Source organism: Actinoplanes sp. NPDC051475, assembly GCF_040689425.1.
Lineage (GTDB): Bacteria > Actinomycetota > Actinomycetes > Mycobacteriales > Micromonosporaceae > Actinoplanes.
The window spans coordinates 1-24814 of the sequence record NZ_JBFAZZ010000034.1 but is presented as its reverse complement, the minus strand read 5'-3'; the positions used below and the strand labels follow the sequence as shown (position 1 = coordinate 24814).

Sequence of the window (24814 nt, the reverse complement as noted above, 5' to 3'; positions counted from 1 at the left end):
TCAGAGCGCGTCGAGTCCGCGCTCGCCGGTGCGGACCCGGACCACGTCGTCGACCGACGTCACCCAGACCTTGCCGTCGCCGATCTTCCCGGTCCTGGCGGAGGTGACCACCGCGTCCACGACCTTGTCCACGTCGATCTCGTCGGTGACGACCTCGACCTTGATCTTCGGCAGGAACTCCACCGTGTACTCGGCACCCCGGTACACCTCGGTGTGGCCCTTCTGCCGTCCGTAGCCCTGTACCTCGCTCACGGTGAGCCCGGCGACGCCCAGGGCGTGCAGAGCCTCCTTCACCGCGTCGAGCTGGTACGGCTTGATGACCGCGGTCACCAGCTTCATGCTCAGTCCCTCCATGTCAGAGAACTTAACCGGCGACCTTCTGGCTGACGTCGGCCTTGCCGTCAGCGTCCACGGGTGCGGACTTGGTGAGGCCGGCCATCGCGAAGGCGCCGCCGGCGCCCGCGCCACCGCTCGGGGTGAGCTCGTAGCCCGTCTCGCCGTGGTCGGCGATGTCGATGCCGGAGATCTCGGCCTCCTCGGTCACCCGCAGGCCCTTGGCGGCCTTGATGACGAGGGCGATGACCGCCGCGATGGCGAACGAGTAGAGCGTCACGATGAGGCTGCCCGCCGCCTGGCGGCCGAGCTGGGTCAGGCCGCCGCCGTAGAACAGGCCCTCGCTCGCGTTCAGGATCTTGCTGTCGGTGATGCCGGCGTTGACCTGCGCGGTGGCGAAGAAGCCGATCGACAGCGAGCCGATCCAGCCGCCGACGAAGTGGACGCCGACGACGTCGAGCGAGTCGTCGTAGCCGAGGCGGTACTTCAGGCCGACCGCCAGAGCGCAGACCGCACCGGCGACAAGACCGATGAGTACGGCCGGCAGCGGGGCGACGAAGCCGCACGCCGGGGTGATCGCGACCAGGCCGGCGACCGCACCGGAGGAGGCGCCGACGAGGGTGGGCTTGCCGTCGCGGATCCACTCCACGACGACCCAGCCGAGCAGGGCGGCCGCCGTGGCGACCTGGGTGTTGATGAAGGCGAAGACGGTGGTGCCGTCGACGGTGAGCTCGGAGCCGGCGTTGAAGCCGAACCAGCCGAACCACAGCAGGCCGGCGCCGAGGGCGACGAACGGCACGTTGTGCGGCCGCATGTTCTCCCGCGGCCAGCCGATGCGCTTGCCCAGGATCAGGCACAGCGCGAGCGCGGCGGCACCGGCGTTGATGTGGACCGCCGTACCACCGGCGAAGTCGAGCGCCCGGATCTTGGCGCCGATGAAGCCGCCACCCCAGACCCAGTGCGCGACCGGGACGTAGACCAGCGTGAACCATGCGAGCGCGAAGAGCACCCAGCCGCCGAACTTCATGCGGTCCGAGACGGCGCCGCTGATCAGCGCGACGGTGATGACCGCGAACATCATCTGGAAGACCATGAACGCGTACGTCGGGATGCCGGTGTTGGCGCCGAAGAACAGCCATTCCTCGGTGATCGCGCTGGTGCCCGTACCGAAGTACTGGGAGAAGTTGCCGATCACGCTGTTCAGGCCTTCGTTGTCGTTGACACCGAACGCCAGAGTGAAGCCGTACAGAACCCAGAGGACGGAGATGAGCCCGATGCACGAGAAGCTCATCATCATCATGTTCAGTACGCCCTTGGACCGGTTCAGGCCACCGTAGAACAGCGCCAGGCCCGGAGTCATGAGCAAAACGAGCGCAGACGACAGGAGCAACCAGGCCGTATTGCCGGTGTTGATCTCCACGCTGCCTCCTCTCGGATAGGTGTCCTTCAGCGCTTGCCCACGCGGCGAGCCGTCGGGCAATGCGGGGTCGGTCCCCCAGGGCAGCGTCGCGCCAGTTGACCGGTGTGTGGCGGAAGCCTTCCGGTCAGCTGTTTCGCGCACGGTGTACGCGCGATTTCCAACACGTCACCGCTTGTTTCCGGCGTGTGAAGAAACTCTCACAAGGGCGCGGTGGAGTGCCCGTAGATCTGGACAATATGCCCATCTCCGTCAGCGGAGGGCGTACTCCAGGGTGTGCCGCTCGTAATCGAGCAGGCGTAGGTCCCGCATCGGCCGCCGCAAATGACCCTTGTGCACGATGCGGACGAAGGCCGGGTCGCCGGCGGCGGCCATCCGGCGGATGCCCTCGACGTGGTCGACGATGCGCTTGCGGATCGTCCGGACCAGCCGGTGCCGGTCGCGCGGGATCAGCCCGTACGCGTCCGCGAACAGCCGCAGCCGCCGCGGCCGGTTGGGCCGCTTCCAGCCCAGCGTGTAGGAGTCACGGTCGCTGAAGAGCGGCACCCAGGTCCAGGCCGCGTACGCGACGTCGTAGATCCGGGCGCCCGGCGAGGCCAGATCGAAGTCGATGAGGGCGAGGGTGCCGTCCGGCCGCCAGACCACGTTGTGCGGGGCGGCGTCGTGGTGGCAGATCACCTCGGTGTCCGGCGGGGGCGGCCCGAAGCTGCGCCACACAGCGCCGGGCGGTGGCTGGAAGCCGTACTGCGCGTCGTGGAACATGCGCAGCATCGTGGCGACCGTGACCAGCGCCTCCTCGGTCGTCCAGTGCGGAGCCAGCGGATACTCACCGCACTCACCGTCGAGGTACGACAGGACCTCGCGGCCCTTCTCGTCCATGCCGAGGGCGTGCGGGGACCCGGTGAACCCCACCCGCTGGAGGTGGTTGAGCAGCGAGTGCACGGCCGGAGTCCAGGGCCCGGCGTTGCGGCGGACCGTGTCACCGACCCGCGAGACCGTGCTGACGTTCCCGCCGTGCAATGGGATCTCGCGGACGGGTTCCTGCGTCACCCACGACCTCCCCTGGACGTTCCCCGCTTCACGGGCTTACCGCCCTCGAGACTACGCGTCGGTGCCAAGCAGGGCCTCGACGAAGGCGGCGGGCTCGAACGGCGCGAGATCGTCCGGGCCCTCGCCCAGACCGACCAGCTTGACCGGGATCCCCAGCTTGCGTTGCACGGCGATGACGATTCCGCCCTTGGCGGTGCCGTCCAGCTTGGTGAGCACCACCCCGGTGACGTCCACCACCTCGGTGAAGACCCGGGCCTGCTCGAGCCCGTTCTGGCCGGTGGTCGCGTCCAGGATGAGCAGGGTCTCGTCGACCGGGCCGTGCTTCTCGACCACCCGCTTGACCTTGCCGAGCTCGTCCATCAGCCCGACCTTGTTCTGCAACCGGCCGGCGGTGTCGATCAGAACGGTGTCCACGCCCACGTCGATACCCCGCTTGACGGCGTCGAAAGCGACGCTGGCCGGGTCACCGCCCTCGGGGCCCCGCACGGTCTCCGCCCCGACCCGCTCACCCCAGGTGGCGAGCTGCTCGGCGGCGGCGGCCCGGAACGTGTCGGCGGCGCCGAACAGCACCGTACGCCCGTCCGCGACGAGCACCCGGCCGATCTTGCCGCAGGTGGTGGTCTTGCCGGCGCCGTTGACCCCGACGACCAGCACTACCGCGGGCCTGCCCCCGTGCGGGGCGGTGTTCAGGCTGCGGTCCAGATCCGGCTCCAGGGCGGCGGTGAGCTCCTCGGCGAGCTGCTCGCGCACCTCGGCGACCGTACGCGTGCCCAGCACCCGTACCCGCTCGCGCAGCCGCTCGACGAGGACCTGCGTGGCCTCGACGCCGACGTCGGCGGTGATCAGGCTGTCCTCGATCTCCTCCCAGGCGTCCTCGTCGAGGTGGTCGCGGGACAGCACGCTGAGCAGGCCCCGGCCGAAGGCGTTCTGCGACCGGCTGAGCCGGGCCCGCAGCCGCACCAACCGCCCGGCGGTGGGTTCGGGCTTCTCGAGGACCGGCGCCTCGGGCACCGCGGGCTCGGCCGGGCGCTCGATCAGCGGCGGCAGCGCCTCGGTCTCGGGCACCGCCGGGGGACGCTCGAGCGTGGTCGTGCCCGCCCGGGTCTCTCCCGGCGGCGGGAGCTCACGCCGGCGCAGGCGCGGCACGACGAGGCCGACGGCCCCGACGATCAGCACCGCCAGCAGGATCAGGGAGGCGACCACGTATTCCATGGACGAAATCCTGACAGATGTGCCCGGGGAGCGTGGCGCCACCCGTCGGTGTCGCCGGACACGTCGGGTGACCCGGTGGTGCCCGAAAGCGCGGTGGCGGAAAACCGGCCTGCTGGGGAGGATGGAATCATGGCTCTCCGCCCGGCATTTCCGCTCCTCGTGCAAGCCCAGCCCCTCGTGCAAGCCCAGCTTCTCGCGGGAGCTCCGTGACCGCGCACCTGCTCATCGGGCCGGTGCTGCGGCGTGTCGTGGGCGACAAGGCGACGATCTGGGTGGAGACCACCGAACCGGCCCGCGTGCGGGTCGAGGCCGCCGGTGGCGGCGCCGGGTCCGCGCAGACCTTCTCCGTGTACGGGCACCACTACGCGATCGTGGTCGTCGAGGGGCTGCCCCGCGGCAAGGCCACGGAATACGAGCTGTGGCTCGACGACCGCCACGTGTGGCCGCAGTCCGAGTCGCCGTACCCGCCGAGCGTCATCGCGACCCGCCCCGCGGACGACGCCGGCCACCCGGTCAGCATGATCTTCGGCTCCTGCCGGGAGGCCACCCCGCACGCCACCGGGCGGAAGCTGCCACCGGACGCGCTGGACGCGTACGCCCGGCGGCTGATGGCCGACCCGCGCGACCCGGACCTGCGCCCCGACCTCATCGTGCTGTTGGGCGACCAGATCTACGCGGACAAGACCTCGACGAAGGTACGCCGCTTCCTGCGCCGCCGCCGCGCGGCCGGCCACCACGGCCCCAGGGACGAGGTGGTCACCTTCGACGAGTACACGAAGCTCTACCTCGAGTCGTGGCGCGACCCGGAGGTCCGCTGGCTGCTCGCCACCGTGCCCAGCGTCATGATCTTCGACGACCACGAGATCATCGACGACTGGAACACCTCGGCCTCCTGGCGCGCCGACATGTCGGCCCGGCCGTGGTGGGCCGAACGCATCGCCAGCGGCCTGGCGTCGTACTGGGTCTACCAGCACCTCGGCAACCTCAGCCCGGACGAACTCACCGCCGACCCGCTGCTCGCGAAGATCACCTCGGTCCCGGACGCGACCGACCTGCTGCACGACTTCGGCCTGTCGGTCGACTCGCCGTCGTCGGCGGAGAACACGGACCGGCCGTACCAGTGGAGCTTCGCCCTCGACATCGGCCGTACCCGCCTGGTCATGCTCGACAACCGCTGCAACCGCGTCCTGACCCCGGGCGCCCGCGAGATGCTCCCGGCGCCGGAATGGAGCTGGTTCGTCGACCAGGCCCACGGCGACTACGACCACCTGGTGGTCGGCTCGTCCCTGCCGTGGCTGATGCCGCCGGCGATCCACCACGTCGAGGCATGGAACGAGAAAGCCGCGGACGCCTCGGCCACAGGCCTGGCGGAGAAGATCCGCCGAGCCTTCGACCTCGAACACTGGGCGGCGTTCCGGCGCTCGTTCGAAGCCCTGACGGAGCTGTTCCGCCGCATCGGCGAGGGCGGCGAGGGAGCCCCCAGCCACCGCGTCGGAGCCGGCGGCGCCTACGCGGCACCCGCCACGATCAGCGTGCTCTCCGGGGACGTGCACCACTCGTACGTGGCCCGGGCCGACCTGGGACGGGCCGTACGCACGCCCGTACACCAACTGACGTGCTCCCCCATCCACAACCAGGTGCCGGCGCCACTGAAGCCCCTGATGCGCCTGAGCTGGTCCCGCGCGGCGGCCAAGATGATGCGCGGCCTGGCCAGATCGGCGGGCGTGGCGCGGCCGCCGGTGACCTGGAAGCGGCTGGCAGGGCCGTATTTCGGCAACGCGGTGAGCACACTGCGCCACTCAGCCGGGCGCGCGGAGGTCCTCCTGGAGGGCACCACCAAGGACGGCGAGCTGTTCCCGGTGGCCAAGGTCCCCCTGACCGACTGAACGCAAGATCGATCATGCCCGATACCCTTGTCCGTAGTATTGTCTCTACAGTCCTACCTAAGGACGTCAGAGTATGATGCGAGTATGACAAGGCGGATCACCGTGAGTCTCCCCGACGATGTAGCGCGATACCTGGACAAACATCCCAACAGCTCGGCGATCGTGACCGAGGCCGTGCGGTCCCACATGCAACGCGGCGCCACCACCAGGGCGATGCTGGAAGCCGCCGGCTTCACCATCACCGAAGAAGGCGTGGCCCGCTGGCGCGACAAACTGCGCCGCCCCACCGACGCCCAGCGGGCCGAGAGCCGGCGCCGGCTCGACGCCATCGAGGCAGGCCGCCGGCCCGGCACGGAGGAGCCGGCATGACTGACACCCCTGAGATCCGCGCCGTGCTGGACCGCTCGGCGATCCAGTCCTACGCCCACGGCCACGTCCACGTCGGCGAGGTCATCACCGAGGTCGGCGACGAGCGGGCCTACGTCGGCATCCCGGCAACCGCCCTGCTCGACGCCCACGCCCGGTGCGTGGGCGACAAGGTCGCGCGAGCCCGCCTGGACGTGCTGATCCACCTCCCCGCCACCCAGATGCTGGACCTGACCGCCGAGTCGGCCGGCCCGATCGCGGACACGGTCGCGTTCACCGGAGGCGACCTCGCCAGATCCCACGCGGTGTGGGCCTCCCTCACCCACTCGGCCGCCTACCTCACGGCCGAGCCGCAGGAGTCCGCCCCCCTCATCCCGGGCGACCGGATCATCGTCGTCCCGTCCGAGGACGGATAACGCGGCGAAAAATGTCGGAGGGACGGTCCAGGATGTGCTCGTGACTTCCTGGACCGCGCCTTCGGCGCAACGAGTGAGCGAACCGCGTACCGGTGACGAGCGAGCCATGCTGGAAGGCTGGCTCGACTGGCATCGACAGACCCTGCTGACGAAATGCGCGGGCCTCACCGCGGAGCACCTGAAGAAGGCGGCGGTGGAGCCGTCCAACCTGACCCTGCTCGGCCTGATCCGCCACATGGCCGAGGTCGAGCGCGGCTGGTTCCGCATGCATGCGGCAGGCCAGCAGCTCCCCGACCTCTACTGCGACGACGACAACCGCGACGGCGACTTCGACGACGTGGCCGACGCCGACGCGGAGCGCGACCATGCCACCTTCCTGACCGAGATCGAGGCGGCCCGGGCGGCGGTGGCCGAGCTGCCGCTCGACCACGAGTTCTCCCGGAAGGACCGGCCGCCGACGAGCCTCCGCTGGGTCTATCTGCACATGATCGAGGAGTACGCCCGCCACAACGGCCACGCGGACCTGCTGCGCGAACGCATCGACGGCCAGACAGGCGACTGACCGCCGGAACACGTCGCCAGACACACCGGAGGACCGCCGCGACCCCGCCCGCGCAACGGCGCGGTCGGCAAGTATGGAAGGTCGGGTCGGCGAGTACGGAAGGTGGGGCCGGTGAGCCCGGAACGCGCTGTCGGCGAGCCCGGCCGCACGACCGGGCGGCTGCGAGCCCGGCCGCACGACCGGCCGGCTGGGTCCGCCGCAGCTCGGCGCGGCCGTAGGCGAGCTGCGGCCGGGCGACGCGAGGGCGGCCGGGCGCCGGCCTCGGCGGATCAGGAAGGGAGGGCGAGCGCCTTACGGAGGTAGGGCAGGTCCTGGGTGCCGGTCCAGCGGAAGCCGAGGAGCTTCGCCGCCCGGGCCCCGCGGATCACCCGGTCGTCGTCGTCCACGAACAGGATCCACGGCGCCTCGGTGTTCAGGGCTTGGCAGGCCTGGGCGAAGAATTCGGGCGCCGGCTTGTGGATCTTCAGTTCGCTGGAGCTGATCACCGCGTCGAATTCGCCGGTCAGGTCGAGCGCCTCGAGGTCGGTGCGGAGGCGGTCCGTTGCGTTCGTGGCAAGCCCTACCTGGCGACCGGCGGCGCGGGCCGCTCGGACGAAGGCGAGTGCCTCGGGGTCGACCGTGCCCCGGTGTTGCTGCCACTCGGTCACCGCCGCGGCCGCCTCGTCGTACGCGAGGGGCAGGCGGGTCGCGACGAGGTGCATCCATTCCGCGTCGGTGATCTCACCCGCGATGGCCGGGCGCAGGAGGTCCCAGGAGAAGGCCGTGTGCATCAGGATCCCTGCCGGGAGGTGGTGGCCGACCTCCGCGGCCGCCGCCACCGCGGGGTCCCAGCGGCGGATGACGCCGTCCAGGTCGATCAGCATGGCCTGGGCGGGTTGGCGGTGCATGCGGTTGGCGGTCCTTCCTCGACGGGGGCCGAGCGACAACGCTCAAAGCGCCAGCCTACGGAGGGCGACCCGCCACGCAGACAGCGCCCCGGGAAGAGACCGCGGGCCGAGAAAACACCGCGGGCCAAGAAGCGACCGCGGGCCGAGGGTCAGTCCTCGAGCTCCCGGTTGAGCCGCTGGCTGATCACCTGCGTCACGCCGGAGCGCATCGTCACGCCGTACAGGGCGTCGGCGACCTCCATCGTCCGCTTCTGGTGGGTGATGATCAGGAGCTGGCTCTTCTCCCGCAGCTGCTGGAACAGCGTGATCAGCCGGCCCAGGTTGACGTCGTCGAGGGCCGCCTCGACCTCGTCCATGATGTAGAAGGGGCTGGGGCGGGCCCGGAAGATCGCGCACAGCATCGCGACCGCCGTCAGCGATCGCTCGCCGCCCGAGAGCAGCGACAGGCGCTTGATCTTCTTGCCCGGCGGGCGGGCCTCGACCTCGACGCCCGTGGACAGCATGTCCTCCGGGTCGGTCAGGACGAGCCGGCCCTCACCGCCCGGGAAGAGGACCTGGAAGACCGTCTGGAACTCGCGGGCGGTGTCTTCGAACGCCGACGCGAACACCTCGAGGATGCGGTCGTCGACGTCCTTGACCACCGTCAGCAGGTCCTTGCGGGTGGCCTTGAGGTCCTCGAGCTGGTCCGACAGGAACTTGAAGCGTTCCTCCAGCGCCGCGAACTCCTCCAGGGCCAGCGGGTTGACCTTGCCCAGGAGGGCCAGGTCGCGCTCGGCCTTGTTCGCTCGCTTCTCCTGGGTGGGGCGGTGGAACGGGACCGGGTCGGGGATCGGCTTGTCGTCCTTCTCCGCCTGCGTCACCTCGGCCTGCGTCGGGGGTACGAGCTGGTCCGGCCCGTACTCGGCGACGAGGGTGTCGACGTCGAGGGAGAAGTCCTCGGCCGCCTTGGCCTCGAGTTGTTCGATGCGCATGCGCTGTTCCGCGCGCGCCACCTCGTCGCGGTGGACCTCGCTGGTGAGGCGGTCGAGTTCGGAGACGAGGCGCTTGGCGGTCGCCCGTACCTCCGAAAGCTCCGCCTCCCGGGCCGTACGCGCGCGGGCGAGTTCGTCGCGGACCTCGACCGCGGCGGCCAGGGAGACCGCCACCCGGGCCAGGGCGGATGCCGCGCCCAGCGCGACCGCCTTGGCGATCTCGGCTCCTCGGGCGCGGGCCTCGCGGCGGGCCGCCGCCCGTTCGCGGGCCTGGCGTTCGGCGTTGGCCTGGCGCAGCAGCGAGTCGGCGCGGCCGGCGATGGACGAGACGCGTTCCTCCGCCGTACGGACGGCGAGCCGCACCTCCATCTCGTTCTGCCGGGACTGGGGCACGAGAGCCGCGAGCCGGTCGCGTTCCTCGGTGGACGGCTCCTCGTCGATCGGCGTGGACTCGGCGAGGTGCAGCCGTTCCTCGAGTTCGGCGAGGCCGGCGAGGTCGCGGTCGCGGTTGCCCTCCGCCTTCTGCCGGGAGGCGCCCAGCCGCTCGGACTCGGCCTTGGCGGAGCGGGCGGCGGCGCCCAGTTCGGCGAGGCGGCGGGCGGCGGCGTTGCGTTCGCCCTCGGCAGCGCGCTTGGCGGCTGCCGCGACGTTGACCGCTTCCTTGTGCTCGGCGACCTCGGCGCGAGCCTCGGCGAGGCGTTCCTCGAGCTCGCCGATGGACTGCTCGGCGGTTTCCCGGTTGGCCCGGGCCTCGTCGACGGCGGCCTGCACCTCGATGTAGCTGGTGGCCTTCCCCGAGCCGCCGGCCGCGGCGTGGGCGCCGAGGACGTCGCCGTCCGGGGTGACCGCGCGGAGTTCCGCGTTCTGGGCCACGAGGCGGGTCGCCGCGGCGAGGTCGGGCACGAGGACGACGTCGCGCAGGGCCCGGTTGAGCGCAGGCCGGATCGTGTCGGGGCAGTCGATGACGTCGGGCGCCCAGGTCGCGTCCGAAGGGAGCGCGGGCCGCAGGGAGTCGAGGGGGCCCTGCATGCCCGGGGCCGCGGGGCTCGCCACCACCAGGGCGGCGCGGCCGGCATCGGTGATCTTGAGCGTACGCATGGCCTCGACGGCCTCGTCGGTCCCGGAGAGGGCGACGGCGTCGGCGAGCACACCCAGCGCCGCGGCGAGGGCGGCCTCGTGACCGGGGCGGACGGTGAGCATCGAGGCGAGGCTGCCGAGCAGGCCGGGGACCTGGTCGGCCTTGGCGAGCAGCGCGCCGGCGCCGTCCTTGCGCTTGAGGCCGAGGGCGAGCGCCTCCTCGCGGGCCTTCCAGCTCGCGGCGTCCTTCTCGGCGGCGCGCTCGGCGTCGGAGAGTTCCTTGACGACGGCGGCCGCGCGGTCGTGCGCGGCGACCGCCTCGGCGTGCCGGGCGTCCAGGTCGGCGTTGTCGCGGTCGGCCTCGCTCGACTCCGCGGCGACGGCGTCGACCTCGGCCTGCGCGGCGTCGGCGCGCATGAGGGCGTCGGTGTGCGCGGCCGCGAGGCGCTCGATCTCCTCCGCGGCGCTTCCGGTACGGGCCCGGGCCGCGTTCACCTGCCCGGTCAGCTTCGCGAGGCCCTCACGCCGGTCGGCGATCGCCTTCGCCGCGGTACGCAGGGCGCCCTCGGCCGCGGCCAGCTGACGTTCCAGCTCCTGGCGGTGCTCGACCGCCTCGGCCAGGCGCATCTGGTCCTCGGTCAGCGCCTCGCGCAGCTCCTCTTCCTGCTCCCGGACCCGCTCGGCCTCGGCGACGAGCTGGTCGGGGTCGCGGCCGGTGCGCTCCTCCTCGGGGGTGGCGGCGAGGTGGCGCAGCCGCTCGGAGGCGAGCTGCTCGGTGGAGCGGAAGCGTTCCTGCAGCGTGGAGAGCTTGTACCAGGTGTCCTGGGCGGCCTGGAGCAGCGGCGCGTCCTCGGCATGCTGGGCCTCGAGGTCGGCGAGCCAGCGCTGGACCTCGCGGTTCTCGTCCTCGACCTGCTGGCGGCGGTCGCGCATCGCCGACTCGTCGGCGATCTCCTTGTCCAGCGTCGTCCGCAGGGTGTGCAGGTCGTCGGCGAGCAGCCGCAGGCGGGCGTCGCGCAGGTCGGCCTGGATGCCGGCGGCGCGGCGGGCGACCTCGGCCTGCTTGCCGAGCGGCTTGAGCTGGCGGCGCAGCTCGGCGGTGAGGTCGTTGAGCCGGTTGAGGTTGGTCTGCATCGCGTCGAGCTTGCGGATCGCCTTCTCTTTGCGCTTGCGATGCTTGAGGACGCCGGCGGCCTCCTCGATGAAGGCGCGGCGGTCCTCGGGCTTGGCGTGCAGCATGGCGTCGAGCCGGCCCTGGCCGACGATGATGTGCATCTCGCGGCCGATGCCGGAGTCGCTCAGCAGCTCCTGGATGTCGAGGAGGCGGCACGAGCTGCCGTTGATCTCGTACTCGCTCTCGCCGGAGCGGAACATCCGGCGGGTGATCGACACCTCGGTGTAGTCGATCGGCAGGGCCCCGTCGCCGTTGTCGATCGTGAGGGTCACCTCGGCGCGGCCGAGCGGGGCCCGGCCGGCGGTGCCGGCGAAGATGACGTCCTCCATCTTGCCGCCGCGCAGCGCCTTGGCGCCCTGCTCGCCGAGGACCCAGGCGATGGCGTCGACGACGTTGGACTTGCCGGAGCCGTTGGGGCCCACCACGCAGGTGATGCCCGGCTCCAGCCGCAGCGTCGTAGCGGAGGCGAAGGACTTGAAGCCCTTGACCGTCAGGCTCTTGAGGTGCACGGATCTCCGGGGGTCGCGGTTTGCTCTCCGGCAGCAGGTTACCCGCAGGTGCGGGCTGTGTCCGCGCACGCCGCGCGTCCCGGTCCATACCTGTATAGAACCGTTAAAGCTTGTTTGTCCCATTCGGTGTGCGCGCTGCGCTACACCAGCGCGGCGGACAGCGACACGAGCAGGGGAAAGGTTCCGGGAAACGCAAAAAAATGCGCGCCGCCACATCCGTGGAGGCGCGCTTTTCAGTGTGCGTCTGTGGTGCTAGGGGGATGTGAGCGCCCGGTCTCGGCGCCCCCGCGGAGCTCAGGTCAGCGCAGGCTCGGTCAGCCGCATCAGATCGTCCGCCTCCGCCGCGGCGGCCGCGAGCCGATCGTTCTCCGCCCGCAGGCGGGTGACCTCGAACTCCAGAGCCTGCACCCTGGAACGCAGTCGGGTGACCTCGTCGAGCAGGCGCCGGTCGGGCGCCGCACCTACGTGGCCGTAGAGGGCCTTCGCCATGACTTCTCCTTGTGAGACACCGCGTCTCTTTGTAAGCGCTGCCGGAAAGGCCGGCCAAACGCGCGCCCAGTGGTACCGCACCTGCACCCACGGACACGCGTGGACACAGACCTGCACCCTGGACGTACATGAGATGCAGATTTTTTCTGCGCTCAGGACCCGCCTAGTACTTCAGACGAGTGCGGAGCACAGATGGGCGCGACTGGCGACTCTTCTATGGTGCGCCGGAGACCAGGCTCAGTCAAGCCGTGGACACCGCGCCAACCCCCGTCTACCAGTGAATCACGCCACCTTGGCATGCGTTCCGGGCTTTGATCAAGGGATTTTCGGCAGAAGCCTCCCTGAAGTCAGCCTTATCTCTTCCTTAGCTGGTTTGCCGGGTATCCGGGCGACTGCTTACCGTCACCCGGGTCGAAACCTCTCGATCCCTGAGGACCGCGGAGGCAGGACGTGCAGGGGCCAGACGAGCAGAACGAGCGGGACCGACGAGCGGGCACTGCCGGACGGCACCGCGGACGGCAGTCGATGCCCTCGCCGGTCCTCCTGGCACTGCCGGTCGCCGGCCTGCTCGCCGTCTTCGGCGCGGGCGCCGCCCTGCTTCCGTCGAGCCTCACCGGCCCGGGCATCGCCGCCGAGCGACCCGAGGCCGCCGTCGCCGCCCTGGCGCCGGGTGCCGGTGGCGGGGCACCCGGCGCCGGGACGGGAACCCGGAGCGCACCGGCCGCGCCGCCCGTACCCACGACCGCGTCGGCGAAGCCCGCCCCGAAGAAGCCGGCCACCAAGAAACCCACGCCGGCCACCAGCAGAAAAGCGAAGGCCCCGGCCCGTACGCCGGTGACGAAGAGCGCGCCGAGGGTGCCGGCCGGGCTCCCGGGCCAGGAGACCGAGGTCATCCGCCTGGTCAACGTCGAGCGCGACCGGGCCGGCTGCGGTTCCGTGAGCCTGAACACCAAGCTGCGGACGGCGATCCGGCTGCACGTCCAGGAGTTGGGTACGCACGGCAACCTCTACATCAGCCACGTCAGCGACGACGGCCGGGACTTCGTCCAGCGCGCCAAGGAGCAGGGGTACGACGACCCGGGCGGCGAGAACGTGGCCCGGGGCCAGCAGGACGCGGCGGACGTCATGAAGTCGTGGATGAACAGCGAGGGTCACCGCGCCAACATCCTCAACTGCGACTTCGGGGCGATCGGGGTCGGCGCGGTGAAGGGCGTGGACGGAACGATCGTGTGGGGCCAGCTTTTCGGGCGTTCCTAGGCAAAGCACGCGGTAAAACAGACAAATAGTGCGAACATCTGTCGCCTAGGTGACACGATCCCGTTACTTTTCGCCCCTGCGTCGTTGCAGCCTTCGTGATATCGCCCCCGACGTGCCCGCGGCGCTGACCGCATGCGCATCTGTCTGCTCACCGGGGGCGGCTATCCGTTCCGCCGGGACGCGCTCGGCGGCTGGTGCCGGACGCTCGTCGACGGCCTCGCCCGCTTCCGCTTCGACCTCGTCACCGTCTCCGACCGCGAACCTCCGGGCGGGCCGGCTTACGCGCTGCCCGGGCACGTGGCGTCCGCGCGTACGGTCGCGCTGCCCCGGGAGACGCCGCGGCGGGAGGGCCGGGACGAGCACGCCACCGCCGCGGCCGCGCTGCTGTGCCGGGGGCTGGTCACCGAGCAGGACGAGGTGTTCGCCCGCGGGCTGGCCGGGCTCGCTGCCCTCGCTGACGGGGCAATCGGTACCGGCGGGGCAACCCGGACCGCCGGGGTAGGCGGGGCCGCCGGGGCGCCGCTGAACGCCGTACCGCTGGCTGATGTGCTGCTGGAGGCGTGGCGGGCCGGGCGGACCTCCGGCGCCGACGAGCGGCTGCCGCGGCTGAGCCTGCGGGACGCGCGGACGGCCGCCACCCTGCTGCGGCACGCGGCGCGGGCTCTGGCCGTACCGTTGCCGGAAGTTGATCTTGTGCATTGCGTCGGCGGCACGACGCCGTTGCTGGCGGCGCTGGCCGGTCGGTGGCGCACGGGCACGGCGCTTCTGCTCACCGAGGCCCGGGCCCCCGTCGCCAAGTTCCGGGCCCAGGAGGAACGGCTGTCGCCCGCCGTGCAGGCCGTGCTGCGCCGGTTCCGCCGGGCCGTGGCGCGCACCGGGTACGCCGAGGCCGGCCTGATCGCCCCGCTCAGCGAGTACCACCACTCCTGGGCGCTGCGGCACGGCGCCGAGCCCAGCCGGCTGGTGCCGGTGCCGGCCGGAGTCGACCCGCTGGACTTCCCGTGCGCGCCCGAGGCCCGGAACCCGCCGGCGATCGTGTGGGCCGGCAACGGCGGCCCGGAGAGCGGCCTCGGCCCGCTGCTGGACGCCTTCGCGCGGGTGGCCGCGGCCGTGCCCGGCACCGTGCTGCACCTGGTCGGAGTGACGCCCGCCCACGAGGACCACTGCGCCGAGCAGACCGAGCGGACCGGGCTGGGCCGCGCGATCCGGCTGCACCCGCTGCCCGCCGACCCCCGCGACCGGTACGCCGCCGGCCACGTCGTCGTGCACGTGCCCGGGCCGTCCGACCCGCCGTACCGGTTGATCGAGGCCATGATGTCCGGCCGTGCGGTCGTCGGGGTCGACGTCGGGCCGGTCGGCGAGACGCTCGGCGACGCCGGCGTGATCGTGCCCGACCGGGACCCGGCGGCGCTCGCCGCCGCCTGCATCGGCCTGCTCACCGCACCGGCCCGGCGGCGTGCTCTCGGCGACGCCGCGCGCCGCCGCGCCCTGGCGTGCTTCACCGCCGACCGGGTCGTCCGCGTCTATGGCGCGCTCTACACCGATCTGGCGGGGCCGCCCCCGGCACCGGCCTACGAACTGGCCCTGGCCGTTCCCGCGCCCCGCGACGCGCGACCGGCCACCCTGCGATGGCTCGCCGGGGCCGGGGAGGACCGATGACCGCCGATCTGGCGCTGCGGGGCGGCATGCTCCGCGCGCCCGCGCTGGGCGCCACGCTGCTGCGCTGTGCCCTCTATCTCGGACCGCTGAGCGTCGCGGTCGCCGCCGCCGGGCCGCTGGGCCGGGTCGCGTGGCAGGTACCCGTCGGCATCCTCGTGCTCGGCTGGAGCGTGGCGCACGCCCTCGCCGGCGTCGGCGCCCTGGTCGCGCGCCGCGGCGGCCGGGGCCCGGCCGCCAAGCTGGTCGCGGGAGGCTTCACCGCGGCGGCGGCGCTCTGGACGGCGGCGGCCGGCCTCGCGCCCGCCCGCCTGGTCGGCCCGGACCGGTTCCTGGCGGTCGCGGTCGGCGTCTGCGGCCTGCTTTGCCTGGGTACGGTCACCGCTGCGCTGGTAACCCGCACCGAGGCGGCCGTGGTCCGGTGGAGCCTGCCCTGCTGGCTCCTGGCCGCGGTGAGCATCGCCGGGACCGTCGGCGACACGCTGGCGCAGCGGGTGCCCGTGATTGCGCTGCTGCCCGTCGCGATCGCGCTGGCCGCCACCCGCGCGTTCCGGCCCGTCCTCGGCGCCTCGCCGGTGGGCCGGTTGCGCGGCTCGGATCTGCGGCACGGCGGCATGCGGCTGCTGCTCGGCGCCGCCCAGGCCGCGAGCGTGGCGCTGCTGTGGCGGGCCGGACCACCGACCGCCACCTCCCCCGCCGTCCTGCCGCTGCTCGCCGCCGGGCCGGTGCTGGAGGCGTTGATCGGCTGGCACCGCCGGCAGGTGCAGGCCGGGCTCGACGCCGCCGAGAGCGACGAGGAGTTCCGCGCCCACCTCGGCGGCGTGACCGTCGTGACCGTCGCTGCTCTGGTACCCCCGCTCGCCGTGGGGACCGCGCTGGCGGCGGCCGCGTACCAGGTGCCCGCCGGAACGGCCGGGGTGCTCGTCTTCGCCGGCGGCATCCTGCTCAGCGGCGTCCTCGCGATCACGCTGCTGCTCGGCTGGCGCGGGCGGACCGGGATCGCCACCCTGCTCGCCGTCGCGCCGCCGGCCGCGGCGTTCGCGGCCCCGCACGTACCGGCCCTGCCGCCGGACCCGCTGCCCATCGTCGTCGGCATCCTGGCGGCGACGCATCTCGCCGGCCTGCTCGTCGTCGCCCGCACCGCCGCAGACCCCCGGAGGACGCCGTGAGAACCCTGTTCCCCCCGTACGCGCAACCGTCGCCCGAACTGCCCGTCGACGCCGACACCTGGGTCGTGCAGGAACGGCCGGGCTCGCGCCGCTCCGCGCACCAGCGGCTCGGCCGCATCGACCTGGACTGGGGCGGGCGCTCCCTCGCCGACGTGCTGGCCGACGTCGACGCGTGGCGCGAGGACGGCGTGGAGGGCCTCTTCCTGGACCGGGCGCCGGCCGGCTCGGGCGGGGTCGGGCCGGTGGCGCTGACCGTACGGCTGGCGGCCCGCCGCGGGCTGCACCGGGTGGTCCTGAACCCGGGGGTTCCCACCCATCCGCTCTACCGGGACCTGGGCGTGAAGATCTGCACCTTCGACGGGCCGTGGTCGGCGTACCAGGGCTGGGACGGTGAGGGCGTACGCCCCGGCGACGGCCACCTCGTCCACGGCGTGCCGACGACGCTGCTGACGGCCGCCCGGCGGCTGATGGGCAGGCGCGGCGCGGGCTTCGGGCTGGCCACCGACGCCGGCCCGTACGTCAGCGCAGCGGCTTCCGGGGGCGCGGCTGGCAGCGCGGACAGCTGAACGACGACCGGTTCATGAACTGCTCGCGGCGGATGGCCGTGCCGCACCGGTGGCACGGCTGCCCCTCCCGCCCGTACGCGTCCAGCGACCGGTCGAAGTACCCGCTCTCGCCATTGACGTTGACGTAGAGCGCATCGAAGCTCGTGCCCCCCGCGACGATCGCCTCACCGAGGACGTCGCGGACGTGTCCCAGCAGGCGGCGTACCACCGGCCGGGTCAGCGCGTCGGTCGGCCGTGCCCCGTGCAGCCGGGCCCGCCACAGGGCCTCGTCGGCATAGATGTTGCCGACCCCGGAGATGAGCGTCTGGTCGAGCAGAGCCCGCTTGACCTCGGTGTGCTTGCGCCGTAGCGCCGCGACGAACGCCTCGTCGTCGAAGAGCGGGTCCATCGGATCCCGGGCGATGTGGGCGATCTCCGCCGGCAGCTCGGCGCCGTCCTCGGAGACCGACAGGCCGCCGAACGTCCGCTGGTCGACGAAGCGCAGCTCCGGGCCGTCGTCGGCGAACGCGAAGCGGACCCGCAGGTGCGCCTCGTCCGGCGCCTCGGCGGGCTGCATCAGCAGCTGACCGCTCATCCCCAGGTGGCCGATGATCGCGTCGCCGGAGTCCAGCGGCAGCCACAGGTACTTGCCGCGCCGGGAGACATCGGTGATCGTGCGTCCGGCGAGGACCGCGGCGAAGTGCGCGTCGCCGGGCAGGTGGCGGCGGATCGCGCGGGGGTGGCGCACCTCGACCGTCTCGATGCGGCGGCCGGCCACCCATTTGGCCAGCCCCTGCCGGACGGTCTCCACCTCGGGAAGCTCAGGCATCGCTCTCTCTTAGATTGTGTACGGCCACACAGCCACCATGTACGCGCCGTACCAGAGGCCGAACGCAGCCCAGGCGGCGATCGCCATGATGGCGACGCGGGGGCGGGCCCGGCCGGCGGCGACGACCGCGGGCAGCAGCGTCAACAGTACGGGCAGCAGCAGCCGCGGCTTGGAGTGGTAATAGCCGGCCTGGCCGTACACGAGCGCCATCGCGACGACCCCGTAGGCGGCCAACGGCAACCACGGACGGCCCGCCACCGCGACCCCCGCGGCGGCCACGGCGACGAGCAGGATCAGTGCCACGCTCATCGGCACCCAGCCGTCGCCGGTGGTCAGCGTGTCGTTGAGGAACGTCAGCGTGCTGCTGCCGAAGTCGAAGGCCGTGCCCCATTCGGCCGCCTGGATCCGGAACCAGGCGTCCGGGTCGCCGACCCGCCACCCGACCCAGCCGAGGAACGCCGGTACGCCCGCCAGCGCGACAGTCGCCGCAGCGAGCGGCTGCCACTTCTTCGCCGGGTTCTCCCGGACGGCCAGCACCGCGGCGACGGCCAGGGCGACGGCGGCCGCGGCCCCGGTCGGCCTGGTCAGGGCGCAGCCGAGGCCGAGCAGGCCCGCCGCCCACCACACCCTGCGGTGGGCAGCCACGAACATCCCGGCGACCAGCGCGAGGAACAGGCTCTCCGAATAGGCCATGGACAGGACCACGGACATCGGGGCGGTGCAGCAGATCGCGACGAGGGCCCAGCCGGCGCGGCGGCCGTACAGGGTCGTGCCGAGCAGGTGCAGCGCCACGGCCGCGGCGACGGAGGCCAGCCAGCTCACCGTGAGCGCGGCGGTGCCCGGGTCGAAGCCCAGGTGGGACAGACCGCGGATCAGCATCGGGTAGAGCGGGAAGAAGGCCAGCTCGTTGCCCTCGAGCGAGCCGTCCGCCCCGTACGTGTAGCCGTGCGGATAGCCCGCGGCGGCCCGCATGAACCAGCCGCCGTCCCAGACCAGCAGGTTGGCGCGCAGGCCGGCCGGTTCCGCGGCGGCCCGGTCCAGGCCGACGAGCAGGATGAGCTGCACGATTCGGGACAGCGCCAGAATGCCGGCCGCCACGGCGGCGCCGTGCCAGCGTCCGGCCCGGTCCCAGAGGCCCAAGTCCGGCGGGTCGGCGACCTCGGCGGCGCTGTCCGTGTCCTGAGCCGCCACGCTCACCGGCCGGCGGCGCTTCTGTCGTCGGCCTCCGCGGCGGCGTTCTTGCCGTCGGCCGCGGACATCTCGGCGTGCCCGCCGCCCGCGACGGCCGGCGGCGGCGTCTCCGCCTCGGCCCGCTCGGTGAGGGTGCGCCAGGCGGCCGCGGCGGCCCGCTGCTCGGCCTGCTTCTTGCTGCGCCCGTCCGAACCGCCGTAGCGCTCACCGGCCACGACCACCCAGGCGGTGAACGTCTTGGCGTGGTCCGGCCCGGCGTCGTCGATCACGTAGTCCGGCACGCCCAGGCCGAGCGCCGCGGTCAGCTCCTGGAGGCTGGTCTTCCAGTCCAGCGCCGCGCCCCGACCGGCCGACTCGGCCATCAGCGGGTCGAACAGCCGGTGGACGACCTCGCTCGCGAGGTCCAGCCCGTGCTCGAGGTAGATCGCCCCGAGCAGCGCCTCCAGGGTGTCCGCCAGGATGCTCGCCTTGTCGCGGCCGCCGGTCGTCTCCTCGCCCTTGCCGAGCAGCAGGTGCGGGCCGAGACCCTCCGGTCCGAGCGTACGGGCGACGTCGGCCAGCGCGTGCATGTTGACGACGCTGGCGCGCAGCTTCGCGAGCTGACCCTCGGGCAGGTCGGGGTGGTTGTGGAACAGCGCCGAGGTGATGACCACGCCGAGGACCGAGTCGCCCAGGAACTCCAGGCGCTCGTTGGTCGGCAGGCCGCCGTTCTCGTACGCGTACGAGCGGTGGGTGAGCGCCCGCTCGAGCAGATCGGGCTCGATGGGAACCCCGAAGGCCTCCTCGAGCGGGGCGGTGGAGGGCCGGAACCGCCGCTTGTCGTTACTGCTCATGAACCACCTCTTGCGCTTCGCGGATGCTCACCTAGGGGGTCTTCGAGACCCGTGATCAAGTCGGCGATGGCCGGGACGGCGTCCCGGCGGTGCAGGGCGGCGGCGAGGCCGATCCCCGCGGCGATGTCCGCGCCGGACGCGGCACCGTGGCAGACGACGACCGTGCCGCCGACGCCGAGCAGGACGGCCGCGCGCGGCGGTGCCTCCCCCGGCGCCGGGGAGCCGAGCAGCGCGTACGCCGTCTCGAGGCCCTTGAGCAGGACGTTGCCGGTGAAGCCGTCGGTCACCACGACGTCGGCGCTGCCGCCGGTTACCACGTCGTTGCCCTCGATCAACCCGGCGTAGCGGCCACCCGCGGGCAGCTCGAGGCCGGCGAGGTGGGCCGTGGCGGCGCGGCGTAGGCGATCGCCTTTGCCCCGTTCGGTGCCGATGGTCAGCAGGCCCACCCGCGGGGCGGCGACGCCGTGCACCACCGAGGCGTACGCGGCGCCCAGCCGGGCGTGCATGGCGAGGGTGGACTCGTCGGGGTCGACGGAGGAACCCACGTCGAGCAGGACGAGCCGGCCGTCGGCGCTGGGCAGCACGGCGGCGAGCGGGGGGCGGCGTACCCCGGGCCAGCGGCCGAGGCCGAGCGCGGCGGAAGTGACGGTGGCGCCGGTGTTGCCGGCGGAGAGCACGGCGTCGGCGCGGCCCTGGGCCACGGCCAGCACCGCCGTGCGCACGCCCGACTCGACGCTGCTGACCTCACGGTCGCCGGTGCGCAGGCCGGTGGGGGCGGCTACGGCGTGGACCCGGTCCCGATCCGCCGGATCCAGGGCGCCGAGAATCGCGTCGGCCGCTTCCACCGGGCCGACGAGCAAGAGCTGAAGGGCCGGATCGGCCTGGCAGGCGCGCAGAGCGCCGTCAACCACGACGGCGGGAGCTTGGTCCCCGCCGAGGAGGTCGACGGCGATCCGCGCGGTGCCCGGTTCCCGGGCAGTGCCGGCCTCGCGGCCGGACTGCGTCGGGAGCGGGGCACCGGACGTTCGCCGCTGCTCAGGCTCGACCCGCCCGATGATCGGGCGTGTCACTCCTCGAGGCTCAGACCTCGAGGACCTGACGACCGTTGTAGGTGCCGCAGACCGAGCAGGCGGTGTGCGGCAGCTTCGGCGACTTGCACTGGGGGCAAGCCACGGTCGAGACAGCGGTCGCCTTCCAGTTCGCCCGGCGGGACCGGGTGTTGCTGCGCGACATCTTGCGCTTCGGGACGGCCACGGTACCTACTCCTTGATCCGATTTTGCGGGTCTTGCGGCAAAGCCGCTTTGGGCAGCTCAGCTTTCGACAGATTGCGCAAAGCGGCCCAGCGCGGGTCGACTTCCTCGTGGCTGTGATCAGCCGGAAGGTCGTCGAGATGCACCCCGCACTCGGGGCACAACCCTGGGCAGTCCGGCCGGCAGACCGGATTGGTCGGCAGCGTGAGCACGATCGCGTCACGGACCGCCGGTTCCAGGTCGATCAGGTCGCCCTGCATCCGGCCCACCTCGTCCTCGTCCGTCGTCTCCTCCGTGGTGCTGTCCGCGTAGGCGTACAGCTCCGCGATGGCGACGTCGAACGACTCCGAAATCTCGTTGAGGCAGCGCCCGCACTCACCGGAGAGTGAGCCGCGCACGTTGCCGCTGACGTACACGCCCTCGGAGACCGACGTCAGGCTCAGATCGAGCTCGAGGTCGGAACCCTGGGGCACCGAGATCAGCTCAAGGCCGAGGTCCGCGGACGCCGGGACGACCCGCTTCAGGGCACGCGTCGCCCCGGGCCGGCGCGGGAGCTTCGTCGTGTCGACGACCAGCGGCTGCCTGGGATCGAGGTGTTTCTGCGGAGACTTGGGCATCATGATTCCTCAGCCTTGGGGTAGGCCGACAGGAAAGGTTACCTGAGCAGGGACCGCAGCGTCGAATCGCCCCCCGGTCTCAGAAGGGCAGCGGACGCTCGCTGTCCTCGCCCTGGAAGGTGCCGATCTCGCGCAGCGCGTGCATCTTGTCGCGGCCACGCTCTATCGACGCCAGGGCCCGGGTCAGGAACTGCTCGAAGTTGGCCAGGGCGGTGTCGACGTAGTCGTCGACCTCCTCGCGCAAGCGCTGGGCCTCGGCGCGGGCCTCGGCGATGATCCGGGCGCCCTCGTGCTCGGCCGAGACCGTGATCTCGTTCACCGACACCAGGCGCGCGTGTTCCGTCTCACCCTCGCTGATGATGCGGTCGGCCTCGCGCTTGCCGGCATCGATGATCTTGTCGCGCTCCTCCAGGAGGGCGACGGCCCGGCGCAGGTCGCCCGGCAGCTCGGAGCGCAGCTCGTCGAGGAGCGCCACCATCTCGGCCCGGTCGAACATGAAGTTGGTCCGGGACATCGGGACCGAGCGTGCCTGTTCCACCATGGAGATGATCTCGTCGATGCGGTCGAGCGGATCCACCGGCGCCTCACTCCTGTCAGCTCGCACTCACGCTGAGTGGTGCGATCACGTTACTGCCGAACCGGGCGACGTAGCCGCGAAGGCCACGCCGTCAGTTTTGCCGCAGCCTGGTCACGAGTCGCTCACCGACGAAGTCCGGCACGTACGACGACGCGTCCCCGCCCCACTTGACCACGTCCTTGACGAGACTGGAAGACAGGAAGGAGTACAGGGGATTCGTCGGCATGAACAGCGTCTCCACGCCGGAGAGCCCGATGTTCATCTGCGCCATCTGCAATTCGTAGTCGAAGTCGCTGACCGCGCGCAGCCCCTTGATGACCACGGCGGCGGCCTGCGCCCGGCAGAAGTCGACCAGCAGGCCGTGGAACGCCTCGACGCGGACGTTGCCGTACGCGGCCGTCGCCTGGCGGAGCATCTCGATGCGCTCCTCGACGGTGAACAGGCCGGTCTTCGAGTTGTTGATCAGCACGCCGACGATCACCTCGTCGAAGAGCCGGCTGGCCCGTCCGATGATGTCGAGGTGGCCGTTGGTGACCGGATCGAAGGAGCCGGGGCAGACCGCTCGTCTCATGATCGGCGACCGTACCAAAGGGTGGTCTCGCCGTAGCGCCTACTGCGGTCCGGGGTGATGCCTTCCACCCAGCTCAACGGCTCACCCCGCACGGCCGTACGCGTGGAGCGCTCGAACGTCACGACCGCGTCCTCGGCGAGCCACCCGTTCCCGACCAGCGCCTGCTGGACCTCGGTGACCTCGTCGTCGGTGACCGCGTACGGGGGATCGGCGAAGACGACATCGTAGGGGCCACCCTCGGGCGGGCCGGTGAGGAGCTGGGCGACCTTGCCGGTGACCAGGCGCGCGGCGGCACCCACCCGGAGCGTGACGATGTTGTCGCGGATCGCCCGGGCCGCCTTCGCGTCGGCCTCCACCAGCAGCGTGAACGCCGCGCCGCGTGACAGGGCCTCGAGGCCGATGGCGCCGGAGCCGGCGTACAGGTCGGCGAAGCGGGCGCCGTCCAGGTCGATCATCGTGTCGAGGGCGCTGAAGTACGCCTCGCGCACCCGATCCGACGTGGGCCTGGTCAGCGCGCCGGGCGGGGCGGCCAGCCGGCGACCACCGTGTGCGCCGGCGATGATCCTGGTCATACGGCCTCTCGCGAGTCATCAGGTAGCACGCTGTGACGCTACGCCACCACTCCGCACCGGCCACTGCGGAGTGAACTTTTCCCCTCTGCCGGAGCGCTGTTCAGCACTCAACGCATCGACGTCAATGCTTTCCGTACAGCGAAGATCTCGAATGGGTATCAACCGGCTTAGCAACGCCTGGGACGTTTTTCAGATTCATCTCAGTCGCTATGGTCGGTCCGCCGCCGACGAAACGCTGTCGGCTCGACGATGCGGGGAGGCGTCGTCACGGGCTCTCGCCGACGCGTCTTCGCGCGGCGGGCCGCCTTCCGCCTTCCTGTGCCGTGCCCCCGACCCCTTCACAGGAGTAGGCGTGAACCTGCTTAAGTCCCCGCTGCGCCGCACGTCGGCCATCACCGCCGGTGCGCTCATCGGCCTGGCCGGAGTCGTCGCGTTCGCCGCGCCCGCCAGCGCCCACCACCCGATCGTCGACGGCGTCTCCTCCTGCGTCAACGAGGACGGCACCTGGCAGGTGACCTGGAAGGTCGCCAACAGCGAGTACGACCTGGTCGGCAAGGTCACCGACGTCGTGCTGACCCCCGCGGACAGCACCATCACCGGCATCACCGCCGAGGCTCCGCTGCCGGTCGCCGGCAACGGCACGCTCGAGGGCGTCCAGACCCTGCCCGCGACGGCCGAGTCGGCCTCCATCGCGGTGACCGCCGAGTGGCAGCGCGACCAGCTGATCACCGCGACCCGCGAAGCCGAGCGCCCGGTGCAGAAGCCGACCGACAAGTGCCACCCGACGCCCAACCCGTCGTCGACGGGGCCCAGCACCCCGACCGACGAGCCGAGCACCCCGACCGACGAGCCGAGCACGCCGAGCGAGGAGCCCAGCACCCCGAGCGAGCCGACGCCCTCGGGAAGCACGAGCGTGCCGCCGGCGCCCACCAAGGAGCCGGAGTTCGTCCACGACCAGGACTGCGACTCGCTGACCGTGGGCATCACCGTCCCGGCCGACTGGCCCGAGGACATCGAGGTCACCTTCAAGCCGAGCACCGGCGAGTCGAAGACCGTCGTGGGCAAGCGTGGCGAGACCACCACCGCGGAGTTCCCGGCTTCCAAGGGCCTGAAGATCAAGGCGACCCCCAAGGGTTACGAGGACGAGGCCGCGACCATCACCTACAAGCAGCCGGCCGACTGTGACTCCTCGGGTGGCGGCGCCGGCGACGAGCCGTCCCTGCCGCTGACCGGTGCCGCCGCGGGCGGCATCGCCGCCGGCGCGGGCGTCCTGCTCGCCGCGGGCGTGGCCCTGTTCTTCGTAAGGACCTCCCGCGGAGGACCGTCCGCGGCGAGACGCTCCCTCAAGGACGGGCGCCACTGAAGCGCCGGCGCCCGCGTAGCAGCCGCCGCTCGCC

General features: G+C 72.1%; 25 protein-coding genes. 9 read left to right on the top strand and 16 right to left on the bottom strand.

Going from position 1 to position 24814, the window contains the following annotated elements; all coding sequences use genetic code 11:
• The 4 genes from AB0368_RS37670 to ftsY all read right to left on the bottom strand — a co-directional run bounded on the left by AB0368_RS37670 (position 1) and on the right by ftsY (position 4012).
• Positions 1-339, bottom strand: a complete 339-nt coding sequence (locus AB0368_RS37670; RefSeq protein WP_366158843.1) for a P-II family nitrogen regulator — start codon at positions 337-339, stop codon at positions 1-3.
• Between the two features lie 25 nt (positions 340-364).
• Positions 365-1753: an ammonium transporter gene (locus AB0368_RS37665; protein WP_366158837.1), complete on the bottom strand. Its 1389-nt coding sequence runs from the start codon at positions 1751-1753 to the stop codon at positions 365-367.
• 249 nt (positions 1754-2002) lie between these two features.
• Entirely contained in the window at positions 2003-2800 is a 798-nt protein-coding gene (locus AB0368_RS37660) for an aminoglycoside phosphotransferase family protein (RefSeq protein WP_364704725.1), read from the bottom strand.
• 51 nt (positions 2801-2851) lie between these two features.
• Positions 2852-4012 (bottom strand): signal recognition particle-docking protein FtsY, encoded by a 1161-nt coding sequence (ftsY, locus tag AB0368_RS37655; protein WP_366158836.1) that lies wholly within the window; start codon positions 4010-4012, stop codon positions 2852-2854.
• A 206-nt stretch (positions 4013-4218) separates the two neighbouring features.
• Here ftsY and AB0368_RS37650 point away from each other — a divergent pair, with 206 nt between their 5' ends.
• The 4 genes from AB0368_RS37650 to AB0368_RS37635 all read left to right on the top strand — a co-directional run bounded on the left by AB0368_RS37650 (position 4219) and on the right by AB0368_RS37635 (position 7242).
• Positions 4219-5898 (top strand): alkaline phosphatase D family protein, encoded by a 1680-nt coding sequence (locus AB0368_RS37650; protein WP_366158835.1) that lies wholly within the window; start codon positions 4219-4221, stop codon positions 5896-5898.
• 84 nt (positions 5899-5982) lie between these two features.
• Complete coding sequence (locus AB0368_RS37645) at positions 5983-6267, top strand: hypothetical protein (RefSeq protein ID WP_366158834.1); 285 nt, start codon at positions 5983-5985, stop codon at positions 6265-6267.
• A complete protein-coding gene (locus AB0368_RS37640) occupies positions 6264-6680 on the top strand; it encodes a hypothetical protein (RefSeq protein ID WP_366158833.1) in 417 nt (138 codons plus the stop codon). Before AB0368_RS37645 ends, AB0368_RS37640 begins: the two co-directional genes overlap by 4 nt.
• 106 nt (positions 6681-6786) lie before the next feature.
• Positions 6787-7242, top strand: a complete 456-nt coding sequence (locus tag AB0368_RS37635) for a DinB family protein (protein WP_366158842.1) — start codon at positions 6787-6789, stop codon at positions 7240-7242.
• A 269-nt stretch (positions 7243-7511) separates the two neighbouring features.
• Here the strand turns inward: AB0368_RS37635 and AB0368_RS37630 are convergent, their stop codons facing one another.
• The 3 genes from AB0368_RS37630 to AB0368_RS37620 all read right to left on the bottom strand — a co-directional run bounded on the left by AB0368_RS37630 (position 7512) and on the right by AB0368_RS37620 (position 12349).
• Positions 7512-8129 carry an HAD-IA family hydrolase gene (locus AB0368_RS37630; protein ID WP_366158832.1) on the bottom strand — a complete coding sequence of 206 codons (618 nt, stop codon included), beginning with the start codon at positions 8127-8129 and terminating at the stop codon, positions 7512-7514.
• A 149-nt stretch (positions 8130-8278) separates the two neighbouring features.
• A complete protein-coding gene (gene smc / locus AB0368_RS37625; protein WP_366158831.1) occupies positions 8279-11860 on the bottom strand; it encodes a chromosome segregation protein SMC in 3582 nt (1193 codons plus the stop codon).
• Positions 11861-12154: 294 nt separating this feature from the next.
• On the bottom strand, positions 12155-12349 hold the full coding sequence (locus AB0368_RS37620) for a hypothetical protein (protein WP_106125704.1): 195 nt from the start codon (positions 12347-12349) through the stop codon (positions 12155-12157).
• 525 nt (positions 12350-12874) lie between these two features.
• On the opposite strand from AB0368_RS37620, the gene AB0368_RS37615 reads away from it, so the two are divergent.
• From AB0368_RS37615 to AB0368_RS37600, 4 genes are all read left to right on the top strand, one after another.
• A complete protein-coding gene (locus AB0368_RS37615; RefSeq protein ID WP_366158830.1) occupies positions 12875-13606 on the top strand; it encodes a CAP domain-containing protein in 732 nt (243 codons plus the stop codon).
• A 132-nt stretch (positions 13607-13738) separates the two neighbouring features.
• Positions 13739-15265 (top strand): glycosyltransferase, encoded by a 1527-nt coding sequence (locus AB0368_RS37610; RefSeq protein WP_366158829.1) that lies wholly within the window; start codon positions 13739-13741, stop codon positions 15263-15265.
• Positions 15262-16431, top strand: coding sequence for a hypothetical protein (locus AB0368_RS37605; RefSeq protein ID WP_366158828.1), 1170 nt, complete (start codon positions 15262-15264; stop codon positions 16429-16431). The genes AB0368_RS37610 and AB0368_RS37605 overlap by 4 nt, the downstream gene beginning before the upstream one ends.
• Positions 16428-16997 carry a Spherulin-4 gene (locus AB0368_RS37600; RefSeq protein WP_366158827.1) on the top strand — a complete coding sequence of 190 codons (570 nt, stop codon included), beginning with the start codon at positions 16428-16430 and terminating at the stop codon, positions 16995-16997. The genes AB0368_RS37605 and AB0368_RS37600 overlap by 4 nt, the downstream gene beginning before the upstream one ends.
• Here the strand turns inward: AB0368_RS37600 and mutM are convergent.
• The 9 genes from mutM to rsmD all read right to left on the bottom strand — a co-directional run bounded on the left by mutM (position 16951) and on the right by rsmD (position 23417).
• Positions 16951-17805 (bottom strand): bifunctional DNA-formamidopyrimidine glycosylase/DNA-(apurinic or apyrimidinic site) lyase, encoded by an 855-nt coding sequence (gene mutM, locus AB0368_RS37595; protein WP_366158826.1) that lies wholly within the window; start codon positions 17803-17805, stop codon positions 16951-16953. The genes AB0368_RS37600 and mutM overlap by 47 nt on opposite strands.
• Positions 17806-17814: 9 nt before the next feature.
• A complete protein-coding gene (locus AB0368_RS37590; RefSeq protein ID WP_366158825.1) occupies positions 17815-18996 on the bottom strand; it encodes a hypothetical protein in 1182 nt (393 codons plus the stop codon).
• Between the two features lie 2 nt (positions 18997-18998).
• A complete protein-coding gene (gene rnc / locus AB0368_RS37585) occupies positions 18999-19829 on the bottom strand; it encodes a ribonuclease III (RefSeq protein ID WP_366158824.1) in 831 nt (276 codons plus the stop codon).
• Positions 19826-20782 carry a phosphate acyltransferase PlsX gene (locus tag AB0368_RS37580; RefSeq protein ID WP_366158841.1) on the bottom strand — a complete coding sequence of 319 codons (957 nt, stop codon included), beginning with the start codon at positions 20780-20782 and terminating at the stop codon, positions 19826-19828. The genes rnc and AB0368_RS37580 overlap by 4 nt, the downstream gene beginning before the upstream one ends.
• 127 nt (positions 20783-20909) lie before the next feature.
• Complete coding sequence (rpmF, locus tag AB0368_RS37575; RefSeq protein WP_014694262.1) at positions 20910-21083, bottom strand: 50S ribosomal protein L32; 174 nt, start codon at positions 21081-21083, stop codon at positions 20910-20912.
• Positions 21084-21088: 5 nt separating this feature from the next.
• Positions 21089-21697, bottom strand: coding sequence for a DUF177 domain-containing protein (locus tag AB0368_RS37570; protein WP_366158823.1), 609 nt, complete (start codon positions 21695-21697; stop codon positions 21089-21091).
• A gap of 79 nt (positions 21698-21776) precedes the next feature.
• On the bottom strand, positions 21777-22274 hold the full coding sequence (locus tag AB0368_RS37565; protein ID WP_071805703.1) for a hypothetical protein: 498 nt from the start codon (positions 22272-22274) through the stop codon (positions 21777-21779).
• Between the two features lie 91 nt (positions 22275-22365).
• Entirely contained in the window at positions 22366-22845 is a 480-nt protein-coding gene (coaD, locus tag AB0368_RS37560; RefSeq protein WP_366158822.1) for a pantetheine-phosphate adenylyltransferase, read from the bottom strand.
• Positions 22842-23417, bottom strand: a complete 576-nt coding sequence (gene rsmD / locus AB0368_RS37555) for a 16S rRNA (guanine(966)-N(2))-methyltransferase RsmD (RefSeq protein ID WP_366158821.1) — start codon at positions 23415-23417, stop codon at positions 22842-22844. Before rsmD ends, coaD begins: the two co-directional genes overlap by 4 nt.
• 352 nt (positions 23418-23769) lie before the next feature.
• Between rsmD and AB0368_RS37550 the strand changes: the two genes are divergently transcribed.
• Positions 23770-24780 carry a hypothetical protein gene (locus AB0368_RS37550; protein ID WP_366158820.1) on the top strand — a complete coding sequence of 337 codons (1011 nt, stop codon included), beginning with the start codon at positions 23770-23772 and terminating at the stop codon, positions 24778-24780.
• The last annotated feature ends 34 nt before the right edge of the window (positions 24781-24814 follow it).